General features: G+C 66.4%; 26 protein-coding genes. 8 read left to right on the plus strand and 18 right to left on the minus strand.

The window, feature by feature from the left end; all coding sequences use genetic code 11:
- Positions 1–17 precede the first annotated feature (17 nt).
- Positions 18–956, plus strand: a complete 939-nt coding sequence (locus AC1RQK_RS04220) for a MurR/RpiR family transcriptional regulator (protein WP_416048083.1) — start codon at positions 18–20, stop codon at positions 954–956.
- On the opposite strand, the gene AC1RQK_RS04225 is transcribed toward AC1RQK_RS04220, so the two are convergent.
- The 4 genes from AC1RQK_RS04225 to AC1RQK_RS04240 form a co-directional block, all read right to left on the minus strand.
- Positions 868–3306, minus strand: a complete 2439-nt coding sequence (locus tag AC1RQK_RS04225) for a DNA internalization-related competence protein ComEC/Rec2 (RefSeq protein ID WP_492807778.1) — start codon at positions 3304–3306, stop codon at positions 868–870. The genes AC1RQK_RS04220 and AC1RQK_RS04225 overlap by 89 nt on opposite strands.
- Before the next feature lie 73 nt (positions 3307–3379).
- A complete protein-coding gene (locus AC1RQK_RS04230; RefSeq protein WP_492372682.1) occupies positions 3380–4261 on the minus strand; it encodes a TatD family hydrolase in 882 nt (293 codons plus the stop codon).
- Between the two features lie 16 nt (positions 4262–4277).
- Positions 4278–5027 carry a lipoprotein-releasing ABC transporter ATP-binding protein LolD gene (gene lolD, locus AC1RQK_RS04235; RefSeq protein WP_416048080.1) on the minus strand — a complete coding sequence of 250 codons (750 nt, stop codon included), beginning with the start codon at positions 5025–5027 and terminating at the stop codon, positions 4278–4280.
- The gene (locus AC1RQK_RS04240) at positions 5020–6270 is read right to left on the minus strand and encodes a lipoprotein-releasing ABC transporter permease subunit (RefSeq protein WP_492807780.1); all 1251 of its coding nucleotides are present in this window, start codon (positions 6268–6270) and stop codon (positions 5020–5022) included. The genes lolD and AC1RQK_RS04240 overlap by 8 nt, the downstream gene beginning before the upstream one ends.
- Before the next feature lie 160 nt (positions 6271–6430).
- Here AC1RQK_RS04240 and AC1RQK_RS04245 point away from each other — a divergent pair, with 160 nt between their 5' ends.
- Both AC1RQK_RS04245 and recJ read left to right on the plus strand, forming a co-directional pair.
- On the plus strand, positions 6431–7555 hold the full coding sequence (locus AC1RQK_RS04245) for a hypothetical protein (RefSeq protein ID WP_492807782.1): 1125 nt from the start codon (positions 6431–6433) through the stop codon (positions 7553–7555).
- 27 nt (positions 7556–7582) lie between these two features.
- Positions 7583–9280, plus strand: coding sequence for a single-stranded-DNA-specific exonuclease RecJ (recJ, locus tag AC1RQK_RS04250; protein WP_492807784.1), 1698 nt, complete (start codon positions 7583–7585; stop codon positions 9278–9280).
- A 21-nt stretch (positions 9281–9301) separates the two neighbouring features.
- Here recJ and AC1RQK_RS04255 read toward each other — a convergent pair whose 3' ends face one another.
- Positions 9302–10024, minus strand: a complete 723-nt coding sequence (locus AC1RQK_RS04255) for a peptidoglycan DD-metalloendopeptidase family protein (protein WP_492372686.1) — start codon at positions 10022–10024, stop codon at positions 9302–9304.
- 211 nt (positions 10025–10235) lie between these two features.
- Between AC1RQK_RS04255 and prfB the strand changes: the two genes are divergently transcribed.
- From prfB to AC1RQK_RS04275, 4 genes are all read left to right on the plus strand, one after another.
- A protein-coding gene (gene prfB / locus AC1RQK_RS04260; RefSeq protein WP_458763439.1) for a peptide chain release factor 2 occupies positions 10236–11340 on the plus strand; the annotation gives its coding sequence in 2 pieces (ribosomal slippage) (positions 10236–10316 and positions 10318–11340; 1104 coding nt in all).
- A 98-nt stretch (positions 11341–11438) separates the two neighbouring features.
- Positions 11439–12209, plus strand: a complete 771-nt coding sequence (locus AC1RQK_RS04265; protein WP_416048075.1) for an SDR family oxidoreductase — start codon at positions 11439–11441, stop codon at positions 12207–12209.
- Positions 12210–12249: 40 nt separating this feature from the next.
- A complete protein-coding gene (gene lysS / locus AC1RQK_RS04270; RefSeq protein WP_043344898.1) occupies positions 12250–13788 on the plus strand; it encodes a lysine--tRNA ligase in 1539 nt (512 codons plus the stop codon).
- A gap of 272 nt (positions 13789–14060) precedes the next feature.
- Positions 14061–14852 (plus strand): glycine zipper 2TM domain-containing protein, encoded by a 792-nt coding sequence (locus AC1RQK_RS04275; protein WP_492807786.1) that lies wholly within the window; start codon positions 14061–14063, stop codon positions 14850–14852.
- A 60-nt stretch (positions 14853–14912) separates the two neighbouring features.
- Here AC1RQK_RS04275 and iscX read toward each other — a convergent pair whose 3' ends face one another.
- The 11 genes from iscX to AC1RQK_RS04330 form a co-directional block, all read right to left on the minus strand.
- Positions 14913–15107: a Fe-S cluster assembly protein IscX gene (iscX, locus tag AC1RQK_RS04280; RefSeq protein ID WP_006160183.1), complete on the minus strand. Its 195-nt coding sequence runs from the start codon at positions 15105–15107 to the stop codon at positions 14913–14915.
- Positions 15108–15173: 66 nt separating this feature from the next.
- Entirely contained in the window at positions 15174–15512 is a 339-nt protein-coding gene (fdx, locus tag AC1RQK_RS04285) for an ISC system 2Fe-2S type ferredoxin (RefSeq protein WP_492372688.1), read from the minus strand.
- Positions 15513–15554: 42 nt separating this feature from the next.
- Positions 15555–17417, minus strand: coding sequence for a Fe-S protein assembly chaperone HscA (gene hscA / locus AC1RQK_RS04290; RefSeq protein WP_492372689.1), 1863 nt, complete (start codon positions 17415–17417; stop codon positions 15555–15557).
- A 125-nt stretch (positions 17418–17542) separates the two neighbouring features.
- The gene (gene hscB, locus AC1RQK_RS04295) at positions 17543–18061 is read right to left on the minus strand and encodes a Fe-S protein assembly co-chaperone HscB (protein WP_183035675.1); all 519 of its coding nucleotides are present in this window, start codon (positions 18059–18061) and stop codon (positions 17543–17545) included.
- A 112-nt stretch (positions 18062–18173) separates the two neighbouring features.
- Positions 18174–18407 (minus strand): DUF3565 domain-containing protein, encoded by a 234-nt coding sequence (locus tag AC1RQK_RS04300; RefSeq protein ID WP_150983836.1) that lies wholly within the window; start codon positions 18405–18407, stop codon positions 18174–18176.
- Positions 18408–18443: 36 nt separating this feature from the next.
- Entirely contained in the window at positions 18444–18764 is a 321-nt protein-coding gene (iscA, locus tag AC1RQK_RS04305; RefSeq protein WP_017229301.1) for an iron-sulfur cluster assembly protein IscA, read from the minus strand.
- A gap of 31 nt (positions 18765–18795) precedes the next feature.
- A complete protein-coding gene (gene iscU, locus AC1RQK_RS04310; RefSeq protein ID WP_006160178.1) occupies positions 18796–19197 on the minus strand; it encodes a Fe-S cluster assembly scaffold IscU in 402 nt (133 codons plus the stop codon).
- Positions 19198–19259: 62 nt separating this feature from the next.
- Complete coding sequence (locus AC1RQK_RS04315) at positions 19260–20483, minus strand: IscS subfamily cysteine desulfurase (RefSeq protein WP_492372698.1); 1224 nt, start codon at positions 20481–20483, stop codon at positions 19260–19262.
- A gap of 62 nt (positions 20484–20545) precedes the next feature.
- Complete coding sequence (iscR, locus tag AC1RQK_RS04320) at positions 20546–21100, minus strand: Fe-S cluster assembly transcriptional regulator IscR (RefSeq protein ID WP_183035672.1); 555 nt, start codon at positions 21098–21100, stop codon at positions 20546–20548.
- 80 nt (positions 21101–21180) lie between these two features.
- Positions 21181–23271: a site-specific recombinase gene (locus AC1RQK_RS04325; RefSeq protein WP_492372690.1), complete on the minus strand. Its 2091-nt coding sequence runs from the start codon at positions 23269–23271 to the stop codon at positions 21181–21183.
- A 48-nt stretch (positions 23272–23319) separates the two neighbouring features.
- A complete protein-coding gene (locus AC1RQK_RS04330; RefSeq protein ID WP_492372691.1) occupies positions 23320–23811 on the minus strand; it encodes a low molecular weight protein-tyrosine-phosphatase in 492 nt (163 codons plus the stop codon).
- A 213-nt stretch (positions 23812–24024) separates the two neighbouring features.
- Here AC1RQK_RS04330 and AC1RQK_RS04335 point away from each other — a divergent pair, with 213 nt between their 5' ends.
- Positions 24025–24360 carry a hypothetical protein gene (locus AC1RQK_RS04335; RefSeq protein ID WP_492372692.1) on the plus strand — a complete coding sequence of 112 codons (336 nt, stop codon included), beginning with the start codon at positions 24025–24027 and terminating at the stop codon, positions 24358–24360.
- 22 nt (positions 24361–24382) lie between these two features.
- On the opposite strand, the gene AC1RQK_RS04340 is transcribed toward AC1RQK_RS04335, so the two are convergent.
- Together AC1RQK_RS04340 and uvrB are read right to left on the minus strand one after the other, a co-directional pair.
- Positions 24383–24682 (minus strand): putative quinol monooxygenase, encoded by a 300-nt coding sequence (locus AC1RQK_RS04340; protein ID WP_150983831.1) that lies wholly within the window; start codon positions 24680–24682, stop codon positions 24383–24385.
- A 54-nt stretch (positions 24683–24736) separates the two neighbouring features.
- Positions 24737–26839, minus strand: a complete 2103-nt coding sequence (uvrB, locus tag AC1RQK_RS04345) for an excinuclease ABC subunit UvrB (protein ID WP_253930880.1) — start codon at positions 26837–26839, stop codon at positions 24737–24739.
- Between the last annotated feature and the right edge of the window lie 37 nt (positions 26840–26876).

Raw genomic sequence — 26876 nt, forward strand, 5'->3', positions numbered from 1 at the left:
CCCATCCCTGCCCTACCATGCGCGACCGAATTCTTGCCGTCTACGACACGCTTCGCCCCTCCGAACGCCGCCTTGCCGACTATGTCGCCCGCCACGGCGCCAGCGTGATCCGCTTGTCGATGCCCGAGCTGGCCGAGCGCGCAGGCGTATCCCAGCCCACCATTGCGCGCTTTTGCGCGGCGCTGGGCTACGACGGCTTTCGCGAGTTCAAGCTCCAGTTCGCCCAGAACGTGGGCGGCGGCACACCCTTCGTGCACCAGGACGTCAAAGCCGAGGACCGCCCCGCCGATATCGCTGGCAAGGTGTTCGACCGCACCATCGCCACCCTGATGACCGTGCGCAACGCATTGTCGGCAGACCAGATCGAACATGGCATCCAGCTGCTCGCCGCAGCCAGGCGCATCGAGTTCTATGGCTGCGGCAACTCGGGCATCGTCGCCCTGGATATCCAGCACAAGTTCTTCCGCCTCGGCATGCCGACCGTTGCCTACTCGGACTCGCACGTCTTCAGCATGTCGGCGGCGCTGCTCGGACCCGGCGACGTGGCCGTGCTGGTCTCCAACAGCGGGCGCACGTGGGACATGCTGGCCGCCGCCACGCTCGCCCGCGCCAGCGGTGCCAGCGTGCTGGCGCTGACCCACAGCGGCTCGCCGCTGGCCGCGCTGGCGGACGTCTGCGTGTTCTCGGACGTGGAGGAAGACAGCGAGGTCTACACGCCGATGACCTCGCGCATCTGCCACCTGGTGCTGGGCGACGTGCTGGCAGCGGGCGTCGCCCTTGAGCGCGCCGACACCGTCTCCGCCGGCCTGCAGCGCGCCAAGGCGCACCTGCGCGAGCGCCGCATCGCGCAGGCCGAGCCCGCGCATCTCAGCGAGGCGCAGGCGGCGCCGCGCGCCAGTAGCGCCGCGCGTGCTGGCGGTAGGCCTGCAGCGCGTAAGACTCGCCGCGCGTCGTAAGCTGGACCGCGCCGGTCTCGTCGCTGCGATAGCGGGCGATCTCGTGCGAACCGTAGCGGTCCCAGATCTCGGGCCGGGGATGCCGGTGGCGGTTGCGGTAGCCCACCTGGAACAGCGCGACCTCCGGTGCCACCACGGCCAGGAACGCGCCGCTCGATGAGGTGTTGCTGCCGTGATGCGGCACCTGCAGGAAATCCGCGCGCAAGTCTTGCGTCGACAGGCGTGCCAGCAGCGCCGCCTCGTCACGCCGGCCGATATCGCCGGTCAGCAGCAGGCTGCGCGCGCTGCCCGCCACCTTGAGCACGCAACTGCGCGCATTGCTGTCGATGGCGGCATTCTGCGCGATGCCCGGCAAGGGATGCAGCATGGCAAAGCGCACGCCATCCCACTCCCACTGCTGCCCCGCCTCGCAGGGCTGCGCTTCCAGGTGCGCAGCGCTCGCCGGCGGTACCAGCAGCCGATGTCCCGCCGGCGCGCCAGATAGCAGGCTGTCCACCGGCAGCGCCGCCATGATGTCGCGCGCACCGCCAGCATGATCCGCGTCTTCATGGCTGATCACCAGCGTGTCCAGCCTGCGCACCCCAGCGCCGCGCAAGAACGGCACGATATCCCGCGCGCCGGCGCTGTTGCCCAATTCGCCACGCGCGGCACCCCAGCCGTAAGCCGGCCCGGCATCGTAGAGCAGCACGCGCGAGCGCGTTTCCACCAGTACCGCCGTGCCTTGCCCGATATCGATCGCGGTGGCGCGAAACTCCCCGTGCGCCACCGGCTGCCGCCCCGCCAGCACCATCGGCAACAGCAGTACCACGCCATGCAGGCGCGCGCGCAAGCCACAGGGCACGGGGGCCAGCAACAGCAGCGAGCCGAGCACCGCCAGCGCCAGCGCCGCCGGCCCGGCGCGCGCGGCCTGCCACACCGCCCACGGCGGCGCCGACAGCCACTCCAGGCCCAGCACCAGCCAGTGCAGCAGCAGATGCGCAGGGCTGAGCAGCCAGCCCGCCAGCGGCGCGGGCACCGCCGCCGCCAGCAAGGCCATCGGCGTCACCAGCAGGCTGACCAGCGGGATCGCCGCCGCATTGGCCAGCGGCGAAATCACCGAGACCTGCTGGAACAGCAGCAAGGTCAGCGGCACCAGCCCGATCGTGACGGACCATTGCGTGCGCGCCGCCTGCGCAAGGCTGGCGCGAACACGCTGCCAACGCGTCAGCGCGGACTGATTGGCGGGTTGCGCCGCGGCCAGGAAGATCACGCCCACCGCGCCGAACGAAAGCCAGAACCCGGGCGACAGCACAGCCCAGGGGTCGAGCCCGATCGCCACGAACGCCGCCCAGGCCAGCACCAGCGAGGCCGGCGGCGTGCGCCCGCTCCAGAGTGCCAGCGCCGCCACCACCAGCATCGACACGGTGCGCAGCGCCGGCACCTGCATGCCCGCCAGCAGGCCGTAGACGAGGGCTGCAATCACCGCGCCCACCAGCGCGGCGCGCCGCGCCGGCCACCACAGCGGCAAGGGCCGCGGCAGCCATCGCCCGAGCCCGAACGAATGCCGCCACAGCCAATGGACGAAGCTGGAGAACAGGCCGGAAATCATGGTGATATGCAGGCCGGAAATGCTGATCAGGTGGCCGATGCCGGTGCGTGTGAACAAGATCCAGTCCCGCTGCTGGATGCCGTGCTGATCGCCAACCACCAGGGCCGCCAGCACCGGAGCGAAGCGGGCATCGGCTGGCAGGCTTTGCAAGACGTGATCGCGCACCTGCGCCCGCCATCGCGCGATCCGCCACGCGAGCCGTTCGCCGACAGCGTCCTGCGGCTCGCCGATGGCATCGCGCACGTAGCCAGTGGCGCCAAGCGCGGCCGCCATCAGCCAGAATTCGTAATCGAAGCCATGCGGATTGGCCAGGCCATGGGGCTGCCGCAAGCGCACGGTGAAGACGTAGCGCTCGCCCGGGCGCAAGCCGGCCGGGGCATCGTCCCAGCCCAGCAAGACGCGGGGCGGCATGCCCGCCGCATCGTCGAGCGCGAACACGAAGCGCTGGCCGCGCGCGGCCTGCGCCGGCAGCCCGGCCACCACGCCACTCACCTGCAGGTCGACCCCTTCCAGCCCAGGCGCCAGCCGCTCTGCCAGACGAGCCTCGGCGCGCCACGCCGAACAGCCGAAACCAGCCAGCAGCGACAATACGATCCAGGCCACCCGCGCCCAGCCAGGCCGGCGCGTGCGCAGGCACAGCGCGAGCGCGGCCGCCAGCAGCCCGGCAGCCGCCAACACCCACGCCGCGCCGCCACGCGGCAGCGAGCCTTGTTGCTGCAGCCACCAGCAGCCCGCTACGAAGGCGAGCAAGAACAGACGCATGCGGACTCCCCCAACGGGCAGATGGGATATCGGATGCGTCTGCTTATACGGCCGTTACCGGCCGCCAGACTCGTCAGGATGAAACGGATTGGTTGCCGATTGTTTCGGCCGGGGCCAATGCAGGCAATGCCGGGGGAAACATGGTTGACGCGAACGCGCCCAGCCGCGGCAAGGCCGCCACGGAGTTGCGCCACATCGCCTGCGCCAGCGGCGCGGCATCCAGCCCGCGCAACTCGCCCAGCACGCGCGCCACGCCGGCCACTTCGGCAGGCGTGTTGCGCGCCTTGTGCTGCTCGCCGAACTGGTCGTCGGACAGCCAGGCGGGCGCGATGTCGGGTGCGTCGGTTTCCAGCACGATGGCGTCGAGCGGCAGCTCCGCCGCCAGGCGCCGGATCTGGTTGGCGCGGCTGAAGGTCAGGTTGCCGCCGAAGCCCAGCTTGAGGCCCTGGTCGATAAATCCCCGCGCCTGCTGCACGCTGCCGTTGAAAGCATGGGCAATACCCTGGCGCACGCCGATGCGGCGCAACTGGGCCGCCACCTGGTCCTGCGACTTGCGCACATGCAGCAGCACCGGCAAGTCCAGCTCGCGCGCAATCTTGAGTTGCTCGGCATAGATCCAGGCCTGGTGCGCGGCATCAAGGCCGGGCACGAAGAAATCGAGCCCGATCTCGCCGATGCCAACGAAGCGCGGATCGGCCAGCGAGGCTTGCGCCTCGTTGCGCAACGCATCGAGGTCGGCCTGCCCCGCACCCGGCGTGCACAGCGGATGGATCCCCAACGCGTAGACGCAGCTAGCGTGGCGATGCGCCAGCGCCCGCACCGCGGCAAAATTCGACACGGCCACCGCCGGCAGCACGATGCCCGTCACCCCCGCCGTGGCAGCGGCGGCGGCAACGGTGTCACGGTCGGCATCGAATTCGCCGGCGTCGAGGTGGCAATGCGTATCGATCCACATGGCGGGTTCCGCTGGTTCAGCGCTCGCGGTGGATATGCCCATCGCGCAATCGCAGCACGCGATCGCAGCGGCTGGCCAGGTCGAGGTCGTGGGTCACGATCACAAAACTGGTGCCCAGCGTGCGCGACAGTTCCAGCATCAGGTCGTAGACGCCGCCCGCGGTATGGTCGTCCAGGTTGCCGGTGGGCTCGTCGGCCAGCACGCAGGCCGGGCCGCCCACCAGCGCGCGGGCGATCGCCACCCGCTGGCGCTCGCCGCCGGACAGCTCGCCGGGCCGGTGCTGCGCCCGGTCGCCCAGGCCCACGCGCTCCAGCACCGTCATCGCCGCCGCGCGCGCCTCGGGCTGGCGCAGCCCGCGGATGCGCATCGGCATCGCCACGTTATCCAGCGCGGTGAACTCGGGCAGCAGGTGGTGGAACTGGTAGATGAAGCCCAGCTCGCGGTTGCGCACGATATTGCGCTCGCTCTCGCGCAGCGCGGTGAAAGGCCGGCCCTTCAAGGCGACCCGCCCGCTGTCGGGGTTGTCGAGCCCGCCCAGCACATGCAGCAGCGTGCTCTTGCCGGAACCGGAAGCGCCCACGATGGCGACTTTCTCGCCCGCATCCACCCGGACATCCACGCCCTTGAGCACGGTCACGTCCAGGCCGCCCTGGCGGAAACGCTTGGTCAGGCCCTCGGCCAGCAGCACCGGCATATCCGAGCCGGCCTTGCCAGCGGCGTCTGCGGCATTGCCGGCCGGTGCGGCGTGCATCAGGGTTTCACTCATAGCGCAGCGCCTCCGCCGGGTTGACGCGGGCAGCACGCCAGCTTGGGTAGAGCGTGGCCAGGATGGACAGCACAAAGGAGACGATACCGATGGTCGCAATGTCGTTCACGCGGGGATCCGAGGGCAGTTCGCTGATGAAATAGATGTCGCGCGGCAGGAACTGCACATGCAGCAGCTGTTCGATAAAGGGCACGATCACATCGATGTTGAAGGCGATCAAGGCGCCGCCGGCAACCCCCGCCAGCGTGCCGATAAAGCCGATGGCAACGCCCTGCACGATAAAGATCTTGGTGATCGAGCTCGGCTGGGCGCCCATGGTGCGCAGGATGGCGATGTCAGCCTGCTTGTCCGTCACGGTCATGACCAGCGTGGACACCAGGTTGAAGGCCGCCACCGCGATGATCAGCGTCAGGATGATGAACATCATGCGCTTCTCGGTCTGCACCGCGGCAAACCAGTTGCGGTTCTGCTTGGACCAGTCCCGCAGGTAAAGCTCGCCCGAGAGCGTGCCGGCCAGTTCGTCGGCCACCTGGGGGGCGCGCTGCATGTCCGTCAGTTTCAAACGCACGCCGGTGGGCCCGGCGAGGCGGAACATGGCTTCGGCGTCGCGGATATTGATCAGCGCCAGCGCGTTGTCGAACTCGAAATGGCCGGACGAAAACACGCCCACCACCGTGAACTGCTTGAGCCTCGGCAACACGCCGGCCGGCGTGATGGTGCCCTGCGGCACCACCAGCGTGACCTTGTCGCCCACCTGCACGCCCATCGCGTTGGCCAGCTCATTGCCCAGGGCGATGCCGAACTCGCCCGGAAGCAGGCGCTCCATGCTGCCGCCCCGGAACTGCTTGCCGATATCGGAAACCTTGGGTTCTTCCGAAGGCTCGACCCCACGCAGCAGCACGCCGCGCACGGCGTCCTCGCGAGTCAGCATGGCCTGCGCGGCCACATAGGGCGCAGCACCGATCACTTCCTTGTTGCGCATCGCCTCGGCGGCGGTCTTCTGCCAGTCGGGCAGCGCCCCGGGGCCGACCACCTCGATGTGCGACAGCACGGAGAGCATGCGATCCCGCACTTCTTTCTGGAAACCGTTCATCACCGACAGCACCACGATCAGCGCCGCCACGCCCAGCGCAATGCCGAGCATGGAAATCATCGAGATAAAGGAAATAAAGGTGTTGCGGCTGGCGCGCTTGCTTGCGCGGGTGTATCGCCAACCGATCTGCCACTCGTAAGGAAAGTTCAAGAGGGTTCCTGTTGTTAAGGAGAAACGCCGGCGCCACACCGCCGACGCCGCTGATGACTTGCTGGCCGCACACCCGGGGCGCCGCTCGCGCCACTGTCGCAACCGGGCCGGGGACGATATTTCCGCCGCCAGCCAGCCGCAAGTTTACAATCTCGGCACCATGATGACGCACCTGACCCTGATTGTGCCCTTTTCTGTCCCGCCCGGCGCCGCGATCGACGCCGACGGTGGGGGTAACGACGCCATGCTCGAAGCCTTGCTGCGGCAGTTGGAGTTGCCGGCGCTGGGAAAGTTGCTCACGCGCGCCAGCCCCGGCCCGCGCGAGCGGCACGACGACCCCTTCCTGCGCGCGCTGCCGCATGAGCGCTGGCTGGCCGGGCGCGCCGGGCTCGACACGGCCCGTGTGCCCAGCGCCCCGTACATGCGCCTGGCCGACACGACCGCCGCCGGCAACGGTGCCACGGCGGACGATGGCCAGGCCTGGGCCTGCCTGCAGCCGGTGCATATCCATGCCGCGCGCGACCACCTGGTGCTGATCGACCCGGCTCAGCTGCATATCCGGGCCGAGGAGTCCGCCGCCCTGCACGCCGCAGTGGCGGCGCTGCTGCAGGAATCCGGCATTGTGCTTGAAACACCGCACCCGGCGCGCTGGTACATCCCGCAAGCCGTGTTCGGGCCACTTGTGGCCGCCAGCCCGCTGCGGGCCACCGGCCGCAATATCGATGTGTGGATGCAGGCCGGCGAGCGCGCCCGCGACTGGCGCCGGATCCAGAACGAAATCCAGATGACCTGGTACGACCATCCGGTGAACCAGGCCAGGGAAGCTGCGGGAGAGTTCTCCGTCAATTCGGTCTGGCTCCACGGCGGCGGCACCCTGCAGCCGGTGCCGCGCCTGGCAGACACGGTACTGACCGGCGACGCCTTCCTGCGCGGCGTGGCGCTGGCCGGCGGCGCGGCATGCCAGCCCCAGCCCCCGTGCTTCAAGGCAATCCAGGCGATGCAGGGCAGCGCCATGGTACTGCTGGACGACGCCATCGAGTCCCATATCGCCCAGGACTGGGGCCTGTGGATCGAGCGCATGCACACGCTCGACGCCGAATGGTTCGCGCCCGCCCTGGCCGCCCTCGAAGCCGGGCAGTTGCAGGCGGTCACGCTCATGCTGTCCGGCGACAACCACTACGCCGAGTTCACCGTGCGCCGCGCCGACCTGCGCAAGTTCTGGCGCGGCCTGGGCCAGCGCGGCGACTGGCGCGCGCTGCTGTCCGACCTCGCCTATGCCGCCTGATCCCCTGGTTTTCCGCAAGACCCCGCAATGACAAAAATCGCTGTTCGCTCTTTTTCCACCGAGCACGCTGGCAAGCTGGCCGGGTTCGGCCTGCATCCCACGCTGGCGCGCATCCTCTCGGCACGCGGCGTGCGCGAGCCGGCCGAGCTCGCCACCGAGCTGCCCGGCCTGGTGCCGCCGGCGGCCATGAAAGGCATCGACCACGCGGCCACCTACCTTGCCGACGCCATCGCCGCGGGCCGGCGCCTGCTGATCGTGGCGGACTATGACTGCGACGGCGCCACCGCCTGCGCGGTGGGCGTGCGCGGTTTGCGCATGCTGGGGGCGCGCATCGACTACATCGTGCCCAACCGCTTCGAGTACGGCTACGGCCTGACCCCGGAGATCGTGGCCCTGGCCGCCAAGCAGCAGCCTGATGTGATCGTGACGGTGGACAACGGCATCGCCAGCGTCGACGGCGTGGCGGCGGCCAATGCGCTCGGCATCGACGTGGTGGTGACCGACCACCACTTGCCCGGCGACCAGTTGCCCGACGCGGCAGTGATCGTCAACCCCAACCAGCCCGGCTGCGAGTTCCCCAGCAAGAACCTGGCGGGCGTGGGCGTGATGTTCTACGTGCTGCTGGCCTTGCGTGCCGAACTGCGCCGCCGCGGCGTGTTCGACGCGCAGACCCAGCCGCGCCTGGACACCCTGCTGGACCTGGTTGCGCTAGGCACGGTCGCCGACGTGGTCAAGCTCGACAGCAACAACCGCATCCTGGTGGCACAGGGCCTGAAGCGCATGCGCGCCGGCCGCATGCACGCCGGCGTGGCAGCCCTCTTCCGCGCCGCCGGGCGCGAGGCCACGCGCGCCAACACCTTCGACCTGGGCTTTGGCGTGGGCCCGCGCCTGAACGCCGCAGGGCGGCTGGCCGACATGTCGCTCGGCATCGAATGCCTGCTGACCGACGACGCCAACCGCGCCTGGGAGATCGCCCAGGAACTCGACGGCATGAACCGCGAGCGGCGCGATATCGAAGCTGGCATGCAGCAAGAAGCCTTGCAGATCCTGGAAGGCCCGCTGGGCGCGCTGGACCCGGCCGCGCGCTTTACCGTCAGCGTGTTCAACGACACCTGGCACCAGGGCGTGATTGGCATCGTGGCCTCGCGGCTTAAGGAAAAATACCACCGCCCCACCATCACATTCGCCCCGGGCGACGAAGACACGATCAAGGGATCGGGCCGCTCCATCCCGGGCTTTCACCTGCGCGATGCGCTGGACCTGGTGTCCAAGCGCCATCCCGGCCTGCTGAAGAAGTTTGGCGGCCACGCCATGGCGGCCGGCCTGACCCTCAGCGCCGACAGCTTCGGGCTGTTCATGGAAGCGTTCGAGGCGGTGGGGCGCGAATGGCTGAGCGACGAGCAGCTGGCGCGGGTGATCGAGACCGATGGCGACATCGAGGATGCCTGCTTCAGCCCGGAATTCGTCTCGCTGCTGGAGCAGCAGGTCTGGGGCCAGGGCTTCCCGGCGCCCACCTTCTGCGGCGAGTTCGACGTGCTGCGCCAGAGCGTGCTCAAGGGCAAGCATCTGAAGCTGCAGCTAGGGCGCGGCAGCCAGCGCTTCGACGCGATCTGGTTCAACCATGCGGAGTCGCTGGGCGCCAGCGCGCTGGTGGCCTACCGGCTCGACAACAACACCTTCAACGGCATCACGCGGGTGCAGATGGTGATCGAGCACGCGCAGTAGCGCGCCTGGCTGGCGGGTGGCTTAGCCGCGCGACGGCAGCAGCCCCGCCGGATCCACCGGCTTGCCGTTGTTGCGTACCTCGAAATGCAGCTCGCTGTCGGCCGTGCCCATGCGCCCGACCTCCTGTCCGTTGGCTACCTGCGCGCCCTCGCTGACCGAGGGCTTGTCCAGGTTGCCATACACCGTCAGCCAGTTGTCGTCGTGCTTGATGATCACCAGCATGCCATAGCCGCGCAGCTCGCCAACGTGGATGGCCTTGCCGGCGGCGGCCGCGCGCACCACGCTGCCGGGCGCCGTGTTGATACGCAGGCCCTTGCTGGCAGGTGGCCCGTAGCCGGCGGTCACGCGGCCGTCGGCCGGCCATTGCAGGCGGATGCTGGTGGCGGGCGCGCGCGACGGCGCGCTGTTGTCCACCCGCGGGGTGTCCCCGACCGCCACCGGGCCGTTGCCAGCAGCCGTGCCGGCGCTGGCGCCAGCCGGCGGGCGGACCCGCAGCAGTTGCCCAACTTCAATCCGGTCCGCGCTGGGCAGCTGGTTCCAGCGCACCAGGTCGCGCACCGAGCGCTTGTGCCGCCGGGCCACGGTGTACAAGGTATCGCCGCTCTGCACCCGGTAGTAGCCATCCGGCGCGGGTTCGCTGGCCAGGGTGCCGCAGCCGGCGGCCAGGCACGCCGCAGCAGCGGCGGCCAGCAGGCCAAGCGCGCGGCGCCGCGCGTTCGTCTTGTCGTGGTTGCTTTGCTTCATCACGTACTTATCGTCCCTCCCTGTCCTTAACTTGAAGCCTGCCGGGTGGCCGGCCTTGGGCCGACGGCGCGTTCGAGTCTGCCATGACGCACCCGCAACTGTAGACCCTCCAGGGAGCAAACCGTTCGAAATCGCGCAACAGACGCGATCAGGGCCGGGGCAAAAGCCCCCGATCCGCTATAATTCAAGGTTTTGAAAGCGCAGGAACATCATGGAAGCAGAACGCCTCAACGCCATCTCCGGTGCCATCTCTGATCTCCGTTCGCGAACGGAAGATCTACGGGGGTATCTTTGACTACGATGTCAAAGTAGGACGACTCGACGAAGTCAACGGCGAACTCGAGGATCCCGAGGTCTGGAACAACCCCAAGCGGGCCCAGGATCTCGGCAAGGAAAAGAAAATGCTGGAGGGCGTGGTCGGCGTGCTCGGCAAGCTCACGGACGACCTTAGCGGTGCCGACGAGCTGTTTGAGCTCGCCCGCGAAGAAGGCGACGACGACACGCTGGAAGCCATCGAGACCGACGTTTCCGGCTTCGAGGCCATCGTCGCCGACATGGAATTCCGCCGCATGTTCTCCGGCGAAATGGACCAGGCCAACGCCTTTATCGACATCCAGGCCGGCGCCGGTGGCACCGAAGCCTGCGACTGGGCGTCGATGCTGCTGCGCCAGTACCTGAAGTATTGCGAACGCAAGGGCTTCAAGGCCGAAGTGCTGGAAGAGTCGGAAGGCGACGTCGCGGGCATCAAGAGCGCCACGATCAAGGTCGAGGGCGAGTACGCGTTCGGCTACCTGCGCACGGAAACGGGCGTGCACCGCCTGGTGCGCAAGTCGCCGTTCGATTCGTCGGGCGGCCGCCACACGTCGTTCTCGTCGGTCTTCGTCTACCCCGAGGTCGACGAATCGTTCGAGGTCGACGTCAATCCGGCGGACCTGCGCGTGGATACCTATCGTGCCTCCGGCGCGGGCGGCCAGCACATCAACAAGACCGATTCGGCCGTGCGGATTACGCACATCCCGACCGGCATTGTGGTGCAGTGCCAGAACGACCGCTCGCAGCACCGCAACCGCGCCGAAGCCATGTCGATGCTGAAGTCGCGCCTGTATGAGCACGAAATGCGCAAGCGCCAGGCCGAAGCCGACAAGCTGGAGTCGTCCAAGACCGATGTGGGCTGGGGCCACCAGATCCGCTCGTACGTACTGGACCAGAGCCGCATCAAGGATCTGCGCACCAACGTGGAAATGTCCAACACGCAGAAGGTGCTGGACGGCGACCTGGATCCCTTCATCGTAGCCAGCCTGAAGCAAGGGCTGTAACCACGCAGCGGCGCCACGCCGCCGCCACGCGCCCCCGGCAAGGATCGGCGTGTGGCGGCGGCAGGTGCGGCCACTCACCTGCCGGGACAATCTTGACCATGACCGCAGCATCGACCGCAGCAACGCATCTGATCATCATCACGGGCACCTCGCGCGGGCTCGGTGCCTCGCTGACGCAGGCATTGCTCAAACCGGGCAACCGCCTGGTATGCGTGTCCCGCAGCCGCAATCCCGAGCTGGAACGGGCGGCGTCCGCCAGCGGCGTCAAGGTAGCCTGGCACTTGCAAGACCTCTCCCAAGCCGGCCCGTCGGCAACCTGGCTTGGCAGCGTCCTCGATGTCGTCGAGGAAACGCTTGCCAGCGTCACGCTGATCCTGAACGCGGGCATGATCGATCCGATCGGCCCCATCGCCAACCTGCGCGAGCCGGCGCTGGTGCAGCATCTGCTGACCAACCTGGCCACGCCGATGACCATGACCGCGGCCTTCCTCTCGCACACCGAGCGCTTTGGCTGCCCGCGCAAGATCCTGGCGATCTCCTCCGGCGCGGCGCGCCGCCCGGTCGAAGGCTGGAGCGCATATTGCGCCGGCAAGGCGGGCCTGGACATGTTCGTGCGCTCCATCAACGCCGAATACGCGCAGGCGCCGGCGGAACGCGCCGTGCGCGCGGTAGCGCTGGCGCCGGGCGTGGTCGATACCGGCATGCAGGCCACCATCCGCAACGCCGACTTTGCGCAGGTGCAGCGCTTCCGCGACCTCAAGGACAACGATCAGCTGGCCTCGGCCGACGACACCGCGCAGCGTATCGCTGCGTACCTGGAGCGGCCTGACTTCGGCAGCACCGAGCTCGACGACATCCGCAATACATGAACCTCGCGCGGGCCTGGCCCGAGCGACTCACCAAGACATCATGACCGAATCCAACCGCGCTCCCGCCGAGACCAACGTCCCGGCCGCAGCCGACGAAAACAAGATCATCGCGGAACGGCGCGAGAAGCTCCAGGCCCTGCGTCAGCAAGGCCCGGCCTTCCCCAACGACTTCCGCCCGACCCACCAGGCCGCCGCGCTGCACACGCAGTACAGCGAGACCGAGCAGGCCGTGCTTGAAGCCACCCCGGTGGAAGTCGCCATCGCCGGGCGCATGATGCTCAAGCGCGTGATGGGCAAGGCCAGCTTTGCCACCGTGCAAGACGGCTCGGGCCGCATCCAGTTCTACATCAGCCGCGATGCGATTGGTGAAGACGTGTACGCTGCCTTCAAGAAGTGGGACCTGGGCGATATCGTGGCCGCCCGCGGCACGCTGATGAAGACCAAGACCGGCGAGCTGTCGGTGGCGGTGACCGAGCTGCGCCTGCTGTCCAAGAGCCTGCGCCCCCTGCCCGGCGACTACTACGGCCTGGCCGACCAGGAACAGAAATACCGCCAGCGCTATGTGGACCTGATCGTGTCGCCGGAAACGCGCGCCACCTTCCGCGCCCGCACCAACGCCATCAGCTCGCTGCGCCGGCACATGGCCAGCAACGACTTCATGGAAGTCGAAACGCCGATGCTGCACCCGATCCCGGGCGGCGCCACGGCCAAGCCGTTCATCACCCACCACAACGCGCTGGACATGCAGATGTTCCTGCGCATCGCGCCCGAGCTGTACCTGAAGCGCCTGGTGGTGGGCGGTTTCGAGCGCGTGTTCGAGATCAACCGCAACTTCCGCAACGAGGGGGTGAGCCCGCGCCACAACCCTGAGTTCACCATGATGGAGTTCTATGCAGCCTACACGGACTACCGCTGGCTGATGGACTTCACGGAGGACCTGATCCGCCAGGCCGCGATCGACGCGCGCGGCAGCGCCGTGCTGACCTACCAGGACCGCGAGCTGGACCTGTCCAAGCCATTCCATCGCCTCACCATCACGCAGGCCATCCAGAAGTTCGCGCCACAATATACCGACGCGCAACTGGCCGACACGGAATTCCTGCGCGCCGAGCTGAAGAAGTTCGGCATCAATACCGGCGCCCCGCAATTCCTCAACGCAGGCCTGGGCACCCTGCAACTGGTGCTGTTCGAGGAAACCGCCGAAAGCCAGCTGTGGGAGCCGACGTTCATCATCGACTACCCGGTGGAAGTCTCGCCGCTGGCGCGCGCCTCGGATACCCAGCCGGGCATCACCGAGCGCTTCGAGCTGTTCATCACCGGCCGCGAGATTGCCAACGGTTTCTCCGAGCTGAACGACGCCGAAGACCAGGCCGAGCGCTTCCGCAAGCAGGTCGACCAGAAGGATGCGGGCGACGAAGAAGCGATGTACTTCGACGCCGACTACATCCGTGCGCTGGAATACGGCATGCCCCCGACGGGCGGCTGCGGCATCGGCATCGACCGCCTGGTGATGTTGCTGACCGACAGCCCGAACATCCGCGACGTCATCTTGTTCCCGCATCTGCGCCGCGAGGACTGACGCGGCGCGGTTGCCTCGCCGGGCCGCCTCGCACAGCAAAAAGCCCCACCGATTTTTGGTGGGGCTTTTTGCTTGTGGCTGCGAGCTTGTTACAAACACAGCCCGGGAAGGCCATGCATTTTCACCGCCAAGCCTATGATTCAACAGAAGATTTCAGCCTACAGAAACTTACAAATTCAAACGGAAAATGGCAGTGAATTGGGCCAAACTAGGTCCATCGAATCGCTAGCCATCAGTACCGCTGACCGGCTGCGTTTTGCGAGGAAAATAATATGTCGAATCCGACCTTGCACCAATCCAACGAGCCAGCCATGCCCGCTTCCCTGCCCACCCAACGCCGCCTGCATCCGCTGGTCGGCGCCGCCGCGGTAGCCATCGTGATCGCCAGCCTGACAGCGGTCGCCGCCATGACCGGCGTGCTGCCTACCAGCAAGGCCATGCAGGGATCGCAGCAGTCCCTGACTGCGCCTGTCGCCAGCAATGGCACCGTCAACGGCACCATCAATGGCGCCGACACCGCGCAACTGCCGGCGCCGGGTAGCACCACGCGGCCGCCCGAGGCCGCGAACCTGGCGCAGGCGCCCGTCACCCCGGCCGCACCGGCGCCAACACCGGCACCCGCTGCACGCCGCGCCCAGGAGCGCAGCAGCGCCAGCCGCGATGCAGGCTATGGCCCCGCGACCAGCCGCAACGACAATGGCGCCTATGCTGAACGCCAGCCGGCGCAAGGCAGCGCGTATGCCGGCCGCGTCGTTGCCATCACCCCGATCGAAGCACCCAAGCCGGCCAGTGGCCTGGGCGCCGTCGGCGGCGCGGTCATCGGCGGCCTGCTCGGCAACCAGATCGGCAAGGGCAATGGCCGTATCCTGGGCACCGTGGCCGGTGCCGTGGGCGGCGGCTTTGCCGGCAACCAGATCGAGAAGACCGTGCGCAAGGACACCAGCTACCAAGTCCGCGTGCAGATGGACAACGGCAGCCACCGCACCTTCACGTATCAAGCCGACCCTGGCGTGCAGATCGGGGAACGTGTGCACATGCAGGATGGCCAACTGGTCGCTGGCTGAGCCGGCATCCGCAACAGCGAAAAAAAACCGCGGAAAACGCGGTTTTTTTCGTTCCAGCCCTTATTCCGCTTCTTCAATCCAGGCGGATTGAATCGCCTCCAGGATCTTCTCGCCCGAGCGATCGGCCACATCGGCAAAGCCGTCCAGTTCCATGACCCAGCGGTGCAGGTCGGTGAAGCGGATGGTGGTGGGATCCACGTCCGGGTACTTGTCGTACAGGGCGGCGGCGATGTCGTAGGTGTCGGTCCACTTCATGGGTATTCTCTCCGGTCAGTTCTGGTCAACTCTGGTCAGGCGAGCAAGTCGGCGAGCGCGCTGCGCTCAATGCTCTTCCTTGGCATGGTTGATCGTGTACTTGGGGATCTGCACGGTGAGGTCGCTGTCGGCCACCAGGGCCTGGCAGGACAGGCGCGAGTTGGGCTCCAGGCCCCAGGCCTTGTCGAGCAGGTCTTCCTCTTTCTCTTCGGCCTCTTCCAGCGAGTTGAAACCCTCGCGCACCACCACGTGGCAGGTGGTGCACGCGCAGGACTTCTCGCAGGCGTGCTCGATCTCGATGCCGTTGCCGAGCAACGCGTCGCAAATGCTGGTACCGGCTTTGGCTTCGAACACGGCCCCTTCGGGGCAGAGTTCGACGTGGGGCAATACGATGATCTGTGGCATGGAATGTCCTGGATATGGATAGGGTGCGATTGGCCTCGGGGATCAGCCCAGGTCCTGCACCTTGCGGCCGGCCAGCGCGCTCTTGATCGAGCGGTCCATCCGGCGGGCAGCGAATTCGTCGGTGCCGTGGGACAGCGCTTCCACCGCTGTCTTGATGGCGTGGTGATCTTCGCCTGCGGCAATGTCGCTAGCGGCCGTGATCAGGCGTTCCACGTCGGCACGCTCCTCGGCCGAGAGCAGGTCGCCATCGAGTTCGAGCGCGCGGCGCGTGGCTTCGATGAGGCGCGCGGCGTCCACGCGTTCCTCCGCCAGCGCACGGCTCTTCATGTCGTGCTCGGCTTCACGGAAGCTGTCCTGCAGCATGCGGGCGATCTCGTCGTCGGCCAGGCCGTAGGACGGCTTGACGGTGATGGTCGCCTCCACGCCGGATTGCGTCTCGCGCGCGAAGACCGACAGCAGCCCGTCGGCGTCAACCTGGTACGTCACGCGAATGCGTGCCGCGCCGGCCACCATCGGCGGGATGCCACGCAACTCGAAACGCGCCAGCGAGCGGCAATCGCTCGCCAGTTCGCGCTCGCCTTGCAGCACGTGGATGGCGATGGCCGTCTGGCCGTCCTTGAACGTGGTGAATTCCTGCGCGCGGGCGACTGGGATGGTGCTGTTGCGCGGAATGATCTTCTCGACCAGGCCACCCATGGTTTCCACGCCCAGTGACAGCGGAATCACGTCCAGCAGCAGCCACTCCTCGCCGGGAGCGCCGTTGCCGGCCAGCAGGTTGGCCTGCATGGCCGCGCCCAGGGCCACGACCTTGTCCGGGTCGAGGTTGGTCAGCGGCGGCTGGCCGAAGAAGTCTCCCACCGCCTTGCGGATGGAAGGGATGCGGGTCGCGCCGCCAACCAGCACGACGCCCTTGACCTCGTCCGCCGCGACGCCGGCATCGCGCAGCGCCTTGCGCACAGGCGACAGGGTCTTTTGCACCAGCGGCGCGGTCAGCTCGACAAAGGTCGAGGCCGACAGCGTCAGGTGCACGATCTCGCCACTGTTCAGCACGGCATCGATCACGGTCGAATCGGCCGCCGACAACGCTTCCTTGGCCGCGCGGGAGCGCACCATCAGCAGGCGCATATCCTCGGCAGACAGCGGTTGCAGGCCAGCCTGCTCGACGATCCAGCACATCAGGCGCTGGTCGAAATCGTCGCCGCCCAGGGCGGAATCGCCGCCGGTGGCCAGCACTTCGAACACGCCCCGGCTGAGCTTGAGGATGGAGATATCGAAGGTGCCGCCGCCGAGGTCGTACACCGCGTAGATGCCCTCGGAAGCGTTGTCCAGGCCATAGGCGATGGCTGCCGCGGTCGGCTCGTTGAGCAGGCGCAACACTTCAAGGCCGGCGAGCTGCGCGGCATCCTTGGTAGCCTGGCGCTGGGCGTCGTCGAAATAGGCGGGCACCGTAATCACCGCGCCGACGAGTTCGTCGCCGAGCGAATCCTCGGCACGCTGGCGCAGCGTGGCCAGGATTTCCGCCGAGACTTCCACCGGACTCTTCACGCCGGCCGCGGTCTTGATCTGCACCATCCCGGGCGCGTCGACGAAATCGTAGGGGCTGTGCTCGATATGCGCGACGTCGCGCAGGCCGCGCCCCATGAAGCGCTTGACCGAGACGATGGTGTTCTTGGGGTCGTGCACCGCTTCTTCCTGCGCGCGGTAGCCGATCTGCGTACCCTTTGGCAGGTAGCGCACGACCGAAGGCAGCAGCGCGCGGCCGCTTTCGTCGGTCAGGACTTCGGGAATGCTGTTGCGAACCGCTGCCACCAGCGAATTGGTGGTGCCAAGGTCGATGCCGACCGCGAGCCGCTTCTGGTGGGGTGCCGGCGACATGCCGGGTTCGGAGATCTGGAGCAGTGCCATGATGAATCTTCTTTATTCGTGCGGTGGCAAAAACGGCCCGTCGCACAGGCCGGCTTTGCGCCGGGGCGCCATTGTGGCATGGCTGGGGCGAACTTGCCTGGCGGCGCTGGAGTCCCTCGGGGACCCTAGCCTTCCAGGCGGTCGATCGCCTCGCTGGTGTCGTGCTCGATTTTCTCGATGAACATCAATTGCCTGGCCGCGCTGCCAGCACCCGCGTTATCGCCGGCATCGAGCAGCGCACCCAGCGCCGCGTGGCGCTCGCGCTTCTCGCCACGCAACTCACGCAGCAGCGCATCGAGGCGCGCAACATCATTCTCTTCAACCGCTTCCTGCAGGGCCTCGCGCCATTCCATCTGCTGCATCAGGAAGGCGGGCGCCATGGCAGTATTGCTCTCGGCCTGAATGTCCACGCCGCGCAGCGTCAGCAGGTAGATCGCGCGCTTGAGCGGCTGGCGCAGCGTGCGGTACGCCTCGTTGGCATGCGCGGCCCATTGCATGGCCACGCGCCGCTCGGCATCGCCGGCATTGGCAAAGCGGTCCGGGTGCGCCTGCGATTGCACGGTCAGGTAGGCGGCGTCCAGCGCCGCCTCGTCGACTGCATATCCGACCGGCAGGCCGAACAGCGCGAAATAATCGTCTTTCAACACCTTCCCCAACAAAAAGGAGCGGCTGCGCCGCCCCTTTGAACTTCCTTCAGCGTGAAAGCGGCACGCTGACCGCGCGGCACAGGCCGCAGCAATGTGGCGGCTGATCCGGTCAGGCAGCGCGCTTTGCGCCGCTGCCCGCCCAATCCGCCGGCGGCTCCGCCCGATCGCATTTCAGGCAGTTCACCAGCTCGCCCATCCTGGCCGCACGCCCCTGCGGCGTCAGCGTCCACGGACGCATCTGCCAGGGCGGGTCATGGCGCATATGCTGGCCGTGCCCGCAATCGAGTTCCGCCACCCAGTGGCTTTCCTCGTCCTGGTGAAAGCCGACAATGCTGCGTTTCATCGTTTCATCGTATCCGGCGTGCCGATGCCAGCACGCTCAAACCCGGAACGACTCTCCGCAACCGCACTCATCCTTGACGTTGGGGTTGTTGAAGCGGAACCCCTCGTTCAGGCCTTCACGCGCGAAATCGAGCTCGGTGCCATCGATATACGGCAAGCTCTTGGGATCGACGATCACCTTGATGCCGTGCGACTCGAACACGCTGTCTTCCGGCAACAGGTCGTCGACGTACTCCAGCTTGTAGGCCAGGCCCGAGCAGCCGGTGGTCTTGACGCCGAGGCGCAGGCCAACGCCCTTGCCGCGGCGGTCCAGGTAGCGCGCCACATGCTTGGCGGCCTTCTCGGTAAGCGTGATCATCGCTGCTTCATCCCTTGATTGAACGCGGAACTCAGGCGGCCTTCTGCTCGGCGCCTTCGTGCTTCTTCTTGTAGTCCTCGACCGCTGCCTTGATGGCATCTTCGGCCAGGATGGAGCAGTGGATCTTCACCGGCGGCAACGCCAGTTCTTCGGCGATGTGCGTGTTCTTGATTTCCAGTGCCTGATCCACGGTCTTGCCCTTGACCCATTCGGTCACGAGCGAGGAGGACGCGATGGCCGAGCCGCAACCATAGGTCTTGAACTTGGCGTCTTCGATCACGCCAGCTTCATTGACCTTGATCTGCAGCTTCATGACGTCGCCGCAAGCGGGCGCGCCAACCATGCCGGTGCCCACCGCGTCGTCGTTCTTGTCGAACGAGCCAACGTTGCGGGGGTTTTCATAGTGGTCGAGAACCTTGGTGCTGTATGACATTTTGGCTACCTCTTGGCGTATCGGTATTTATGGGGTCTTGCGTGGGTCTTGGCGCTTGGTGCTTAGTGCGCGGCCCACTGGATGGAATTCAGGTCCACACCGTCCTTGAACATTTCCCACAGCGGCGACAAATCGCGCAGCTTGGAGATCTTGCTCTTGAGCAGTTCCACGGTGTAATCGACTTCTTCCTCGGTGGTGAAACGGCCCACCGTGAAGCGGATCGAACTGTGCGCGAGTTCGTCGTTGCGGCCCAGGGCGCGCAGCACATACGAAGGCTCCAGCGACGCCGAGGTGCAAGCCGAGCCCGACGACACCGCCACGTCCTTGATCGCCATGATCAGCGATTCGCCTTCGACGAAGTTGAAGCTGACATTGAGGTTATGCGGCACGCGTTGTTCCAGGTCGCCGTTCAGGTAGACCTCTTCCATGCCCGACAGGCCACGCCACAGGCGATCACGCAGCATGCGGATACGTTCGTTTTCCGTAGCCATTTCCTCACGGGCGATGCGGAAGGCTTCGCCCATGCCCACGATCTGGTGCGTGGCCAGCGTGCCCGAACGCATGCCGCGCTCGTGACCGCCGCCGTGCATCTGCGCTTCCAGGCGCACGCGCGGCTTGCGGCGTACGTACAGCGCGCCCACGCCCTTCGGGCCGTAGGTCTTGTGTGCCGAGAACGACATCAGGTCGCACTTCAGCGTGTTCAGGTCGATCGCTACCTTGCCGGTGGCCTGGGCGGCGTCGCAATGGAAGATGATGCCCTTGGCGCGGCAGATCTCGCCGATCTGCGCCACGTCCTGGATCACCCCGATCTCGTTGTTGACCAGCATCACCGACACCAGGATCGTGTCAGGGCGGATCGCCGCCTTGAGCACTTCGATGTCGACCAGGCCATTGTCCTGCACGTCGAGGTAGGTCACCTCGAAGCCCTGGCGCTCCAGCTCACGGGTGGTGTCGAGCACAGCCTTGTGCTCGGTCTTCACCGTGATCAGGTGCTTGCCCTTGCCCGAATAGAAATTGGCCGCGCCCTTGATGGCGAGGTTGTTGGACTCGGTTGCGCCCGATGTCCACACAATCTCGCGCGGATCGGCGCCCACCAGTGCCGCCACCTGCTCACGCGCTTCTTCCACCGCGCGCTCGGCATCCCAGCCGTAGGCGTGGCTGCGCGAAGCCGGATTGCCAAACTGTTCACGCAAGTACGGAATCATCTTGTCCGCCACGCGCGGGTCTACCGGCGTGGTGGCTGAGTAATCCATGTAGATGGGGAAATGTGGGGTGCTCATCGTTATGACTGCCTTTTAGGGACCGCTATGCTTGACGTTGCTCTCTGTTCTCTTGCCGGCTGCCCGTCTTACGACTGAGCCAGGCTGAAAACCGAATTCACCACCCGCGCACGCGCGGGCTTTTCCTGCTTGTCCGCCTTGCCGATCGGCGCGGCCACGGTTTGCGCAGCCGACTCCTCGCGCATGTCGTGCAACACCGCGGGACACTTGGCGCGCTGCTGGTCGACCAGGTTCTTCAGGGAGACGGAATCGAGATACTCGACCATTTTCTGGTTCAGCGTGGCCCACAGTTCGTGGGTCATGCAGCGACCGGTTCCCTCATCTCCGTTACAATTACCCTTTCCGCCGCATTGCGTGGCGTCGAGCGGCTCATCGACCGCGATGATGATGTCGGCCACCGTTACGTCTTCCGCCTTGCGGGCAAGACTGTAGCCGCCGCCCGGGCCGCGCACGCTTTCCACGATCTCGTGGCGGCGCAGCTTACCGAACAGCTGCTCGAGGTAAGAGAGGGATATTTTCTGGCGCTGGCTGATGCCCGCTAGCGTAACGGGGCCCTGATCCTGGCGCATGGCCAGGTCAATCATGGCGGTTACCGCGAAGCGGCCTTTGGTCGTCAGTCTCATGATGCTGGGGAGTACTTGATCATTTTGGTCAAGTATAAAAGAAGTCGACTAATTCAGTCAAGTACCCCTGCCGCATCGCATCAAACCTGCCCCTGCTCCGCCGAGGCCGCGCCAACGGGCGCGCGCGGCGGCACGATCAGCGACCAGGGGTGTTTCAGGATGCGCCGCCGCACAGCCGAACTCAGCGCCCGGCGATCCACCCGGCGCAGGCTGCGTGAGCGCAACGCCATATTGAAGGCCAGCGCGAAGCTCACCGCGACGTTCAGCAGCCCCATCAGCGCAATGCCCGCCACCGCCAGCCAGAACGACGGCATCTTCAGCACGGCAAAGCCCAGCACGCCGATCGCGGTGCCCACCGAGCCGGTCGACAAGGTGACGTGCCGCACTTCCATGTGGGGGCCGAAGAAGCTGAGGATCTCCGGTCCCAGCCCGAGCAGCAGCCCCAGCGACACATTGGCAGCGATCCCCGACATATTGCGCTTCCAGAAGTCCGCCATCCGCGTGGCGCCCTGCGCGCCCAGCACATAGCGCAGGCGGCGGTTGTACGCCATCACGTCATGCACCTTGTGCAGCGCGAACCAGTTGTCGGCCCAGCCCGCCACGAGGCTGGACAGCCACAAGAGTACCCCCGTGAAGATCGCGTAGATCGGCGTGGGGCCAAGAATGGAAAACGACTCGATGGTGGCGATCGCCTTGGCGGGTGTGATCAGGTTGGCGCCCAGGATGCGGTTGGCGAGCCACTGGATGCCCATCGCCACCGGGAACACCACCACCAGGTTGCCGAAAATCGCTGCGGCGTTTGAGCGGATCATGGCGATGGTGTCGTCAACGAAGATCTCCCGCCCCTCCGGCCTGCCGACCGCATCGAGCCGGTGCGCCAGCGCTGGGCCGGTCATCGCCGGCTGCTTGGTGGCCAGCGTGAAATGCGCGAAGTGGATCACCAGGAAGCTGCCCGCATAGTTGAGCGAGGCCAGCAGGCCCTCGATGAACTTATCCAGGTGCAGCCCATAGATCAGGAACTTGAGATAGACCGTGCCCACGGTGATCAAGCCGCCACCGGCAGCGGCCCGCATCAGTTCGCGATACTCGCGGCGATCGCGGGTGATGTAGTGCTCGCCGGTCTCGGCCGAGCGCTCAACCACCTTGCGCGCCAGTTGCGAAAACGAGGTGCCCGCCAGGTGCCCGATACTGCGCCGCGCCTGGGTGGAGCGAATCAGCGCCGCGATCAGGTGGGCGTGCCGGCCGCGCCGCTGCGGCTCAACCCAGGTCGCCAGCAACAGCTCGATGCGCGCGAGCCGGACCTTCATGCGCTCGATCTGGAACACCACCTCCACCGAGACGCCGTTCTCCTCCAAGTCGTCGTACACGCGCTGAGCCGCCTGGTGGCAGCCATCGAGCAGCGCGCGGAAATAGTTGAGCCGGTGCGCGAAAGCCTCGCCGCCGTGCGCCGCCTCCTCCTCTTCGCACAAGGCTTGCACAGCGCTGTCCAGCCGGAAAAACGGCGTGTCCTGCACCTTGCCCTTGAGGCGAGAGCGAATCGCCTGGCTCAGTCCGGTAGCACGCACCTGGCTGACCAGCACCTGGATGCTGGTGGCCAGTGTGCGGTCGAAACGATCCCATTCGGGCGGCGCTGCAGCTTCGCCCGGCGCTTGCGGGTCGTCGGTGCGCAGCACGGCAGCCAGCCGCTCGAGCAGGTCGCCATCGAGCGCCTCGACCCAGTCGGCATCGTTATCATCGATAAACAGCAGCGCGAACAGGCCCGCCATATCGCTACGGTTGGGCGGAGGGGGCAGGAACCGCGCCTGCAGCCGGTTCAGCACCTCGCTCCAGAAGCCCGGGTGGGAAGCCACGCCGGTGTCGCACAGCAAAGTGACCGGATCGTTATCGCGCACGATGGAACGCACCATGCGGGCAAAGCGCCCCGCCACTTCCGGATTGCGGCCAAGCACCTGTAGCAGGTAGCGCAGCCGCACGTGCTCCCGGCGACTCTTGTCGGCCGCCACACCTTCGGCGCCTGGCAGCCCGTCGCGCCGGATCCAGTAGCCCAGCTCGATCAGCCAGCCGTTACGGTCCGCCAGCGGCGCCTCCGGGTCCGCTGCCGCCAGGATTGCGTCGAGTTGCAGGCTGGCATTGCGCGACTCGCGCCATTTGCGGAACAGGGAACGAAACATGAATCCTCGTGAAAGTAATGGAAAGGCTGCAAGGGCGGGCGAGCGCGATCAGGTGGCGCCGCCAAGCCCCTTGGCACGCAGCATGGCGATCACGCCATCGCAGGCGTCCTCGACATAGTCGAGCACGCGCTCGAAGCCATCACCCTCGCCGTAGTAGGGGTCCGGCACTTCGTCCGCGGCGTGCCGGCTGGCGAAACTCATCAGCAGGCGCAGCTTGTCCTGGCTGCCAGGCGGACAGATGGCGCGCAGCGCGGCCAGGTTGTCCTGGTCCATGGCCAGCAGCAGGTCGAAACGGGCGAAATCCTGCACCAAAGCCTGGCGCGCGCGTTGCGCGCGGAGGTCATAGCCACGGGCCAGCGCATGACGCTGGGAGCGCGCATCCGGCGCGCGCCCGATGTGATAGCCATGCGTGCCGGCGGAATCCAGCTCGACCAGATCGGCCAGGCCGACCGCCTCCAGCTTGGCGCGCAGCACGCCCTCCGCGGTCGGAGAACGGCAGATGTTTCCCATGCAACACATCAAAATGGCGTATTTCTTCATAGGGGTGTGGCACTATCCAGCGCCGAAAGCTAGACGACAAAACGCGGCACGCGCGATGAGCTTGCAGCCAGCGCACCGGGCGCGGCTGCCACAACGAAGCCGGATTCTACAGCCCTGCCCACAAGGCCGCGCTCACGGGAGCGCCAGCACGCCGGTCGAAGTCGCCTGGCAAAAAAGCTGACGCAAAGGTGGCGCCCACCGCATAATCGCGCGGTGAACCTCCACCTCAGCCCACTCCTCCTGGCGCCCCTTCTGCTTTGTGCAAGCCTGGCCGACGCCGCCGAACGGTCCGCGGACGCCGCCTCCGGCGCAGGCTGCGAAAGCCTGCTCACCGTGGTCCGGCATAGCCTGGAGAAAGAAATCGGTGCGGCCTGCGCTGCCTCTGCGTCAGCCGCTGCCTCGACACCGGCCACCGCATGCGCCGCGCAACGCGAACCGCTGCACGCCATCGTGGACTTTATCAGCGAGCGCGAGGCCGCCAGCGCCGACCAGTGCGACACCCTGCTGGAAGTCAACAAGCGTTTGCGCTCGCTGCCCCCGAAGGGCTGATATGACTAGCAGGCAAATCGGCTCAGGGCAGCTTGGCCGCCAGCACATCCAGCTTTTCGATAGAAGGCGGTTTGGCGAACAGGTCGGGCGCCTTGGCCATCAGGGCCTCGGCCACCTTGCCCGAGAGATGGGCGTTGCGCCCGGCCTCATCGGGAAACGCATCGAAGATGCCGAACATGGATGGCCCGAGCCGCAGCGCAAACCATGCCGTGGTGCCGGCTTCGGCCTGCACCAGCGGCAAGCCTGCGAGCAGGAATTCCTCGACTTCCTTTTCCTTGCCGGGCTTCGCATGCAGCGGAACCCACAGAGCGAACTTGACCATGGACCATCTCCTCACCACCGTCCGGGATTCCAACTATAGACGGTCGCCAGCCCGTCAGGACGCGGCAGCGGCAGCCGGCGGCAGGTGCTCCCCATCGCCGCTGGCGCCAAAGATCTGGCGCTTGAGCTTGGCCAGCTGGTCGCGCACCTGCCCGGCCTTCTCGAACTCGAGATTCTTGGCGTGCTCGAACATCTGCTTCTCCAGCCGCTTGATCTCCTTCGCAACCTGCTTCTCGCTCATGTCCTCGTACTTGGCGCGTTCTTCCGCGGCCAGCAGCTCGGCCTTGACCTCGCCCGGGTCGTAGACCCCGTCGATGATGTCCTTGATGCGCTTGACCACGCCGCGCGGCACGATGCCATTGGCTTCATTGAACGCGATCTGCTTGGCGCGGCGGCGCTCCGTCTCACCGATCGCCCGCTTCATCGAATCGGTCATCCGGTCCGCGTACAGGATGGCGGTGCCGTTGACGTTACGGGCCGCGCGGCCGATGGTCTGGATCAGCGAACGCTCGGCGCGCAGGAAACCTTCCTTGTCAGCGTCGAGAATCGCCACCAACGAGACTTCCGGAATATCCAGGCCCTCGCGCAGCAGGTTGATGCCGACCAGCACGTCGAAGGTACCCAGGCGGAGGTCGCGAATGATCTCCACGCGCTCCACCGTATCGATGTCCGAGTGCAGGTAACGCACCTTGACGCCGTTCTCTGTCAGGAACTCCGTGAGCTGCTCGGACATGCGCTTGGTCAGCGTGGTCACCAGCACGCGCTCACCGACGGAGACCTTCTGGTGGATCTCTGACAGCAAGTCGTCAACCTGCGTGGTCGCGGGACGCACGTGGATGATCGGATCGACCAGGCCGGTGGGCCGCACCACCTGCTCCACCACCTGGCCCGCATGCTCGTTCTCGTAATTGGACGGCGTGGCGGAGACAAACATCACCTGCCGCATCTTGCCCTCGAACTCCGAGAACTTGAGGGGGCGGTTGTCCAGAGCGGACGGCAGCCGGAAGCCATAGTCGACCAAGGTCGTCTTGCGCGCCTTGTCGCCGTTGTACATGCCATTGAACTGACCCATCAGCACGTGGGACTCGTCCAGGAACATCAACGCGTCCTGCGGCAGGTAGTCGACCAGCGTGGGCGGCGGCTCGCCCGGCTTGGCGCCCGACAGGTGGCGCGAGTAATTCTCGATGCCCTTGCAGAACCCGAGCTCGGAGAGCATTTCCAGGTCGAAGCGGGAGCGCTGCTCCAGCCGCTGCGCCTCCACCAGCTTGTTCTCCTTATAGAAGAAATCCAGGCGCTCGCGCAGCTCGACCTTGATGTCTTCGATCGCCCGCAGCACGGTCTCGCGCGGGGTCACGTAGTGGCTCGACGGATAGACCGTGAAGCGCGGGATCTTCTGCCGCACCCGCCCGGTGAGCGGGTCGAAGAACTGCAGCGAATCGATCTCGTCGTCGAACATGTCGACGCGCACCGCCAGCTCGGCATGCTCGGCCGGGAAGATATCCAGCGTATCGCCGCGCACGCGGAAGGTGCCGCGCTGGAAATCGGTCTCGTTGCGGGTGTACTGCATGGCGATCAGGCGCGCGATCACATCGCGCTGGCTGATCTTGTCGCCGGTGCGCAGTGTCAGGATCATCTTGTGATACTCGGACGGGTTGCCGATACCGTAGATGGCCGACACGCTGGCCACGATGATGGTGTCGCGCCGCTCCAGCAGGCTCTTGGTGGCCGACAGCCGCATCTGCTCGATATGCTCGTTGATCGAGGAATCCTTCTCGATGAACAGGTCGCGCTGCGGCACGTAGGCTTCGGGCTGGTAGTAGTCGTAGTAGCTGACGAAATACTCCACCGCGTTGCGCGGGAAGAACTCGCGGAACTCGGAATACAGCTGCGCGGCCAGCGTCTTGTTGGGCGCGAACACGATGGCCGGACGGCCCAGGCGGGCAATCACGTTGGCCATGGTGAAGGTCTTGCCTGAACCGGTCACCCCCAGCAGGGTCTGGTAGGACAGGCCGTCCTCCACACCCTCGACCAGCTGGCGGATCGCCTCGGGCTGATCGCCCGCCGGCAGATAGGGCTGGTAAAGCTGGAACGGCGAGCCGGGAAAGGTCGCGAACTTCTCTTCATCCAGCGCGGGCGCGACTTCAACGAGATTCGACATAGGCTGGTAGGGGAAAACCTCAGGAAAACGGGCAGAT

The sequence above is a fragment of the Cupriavidus sp. GW822-FHT02D05 genome (assembly GCF_058802485.1).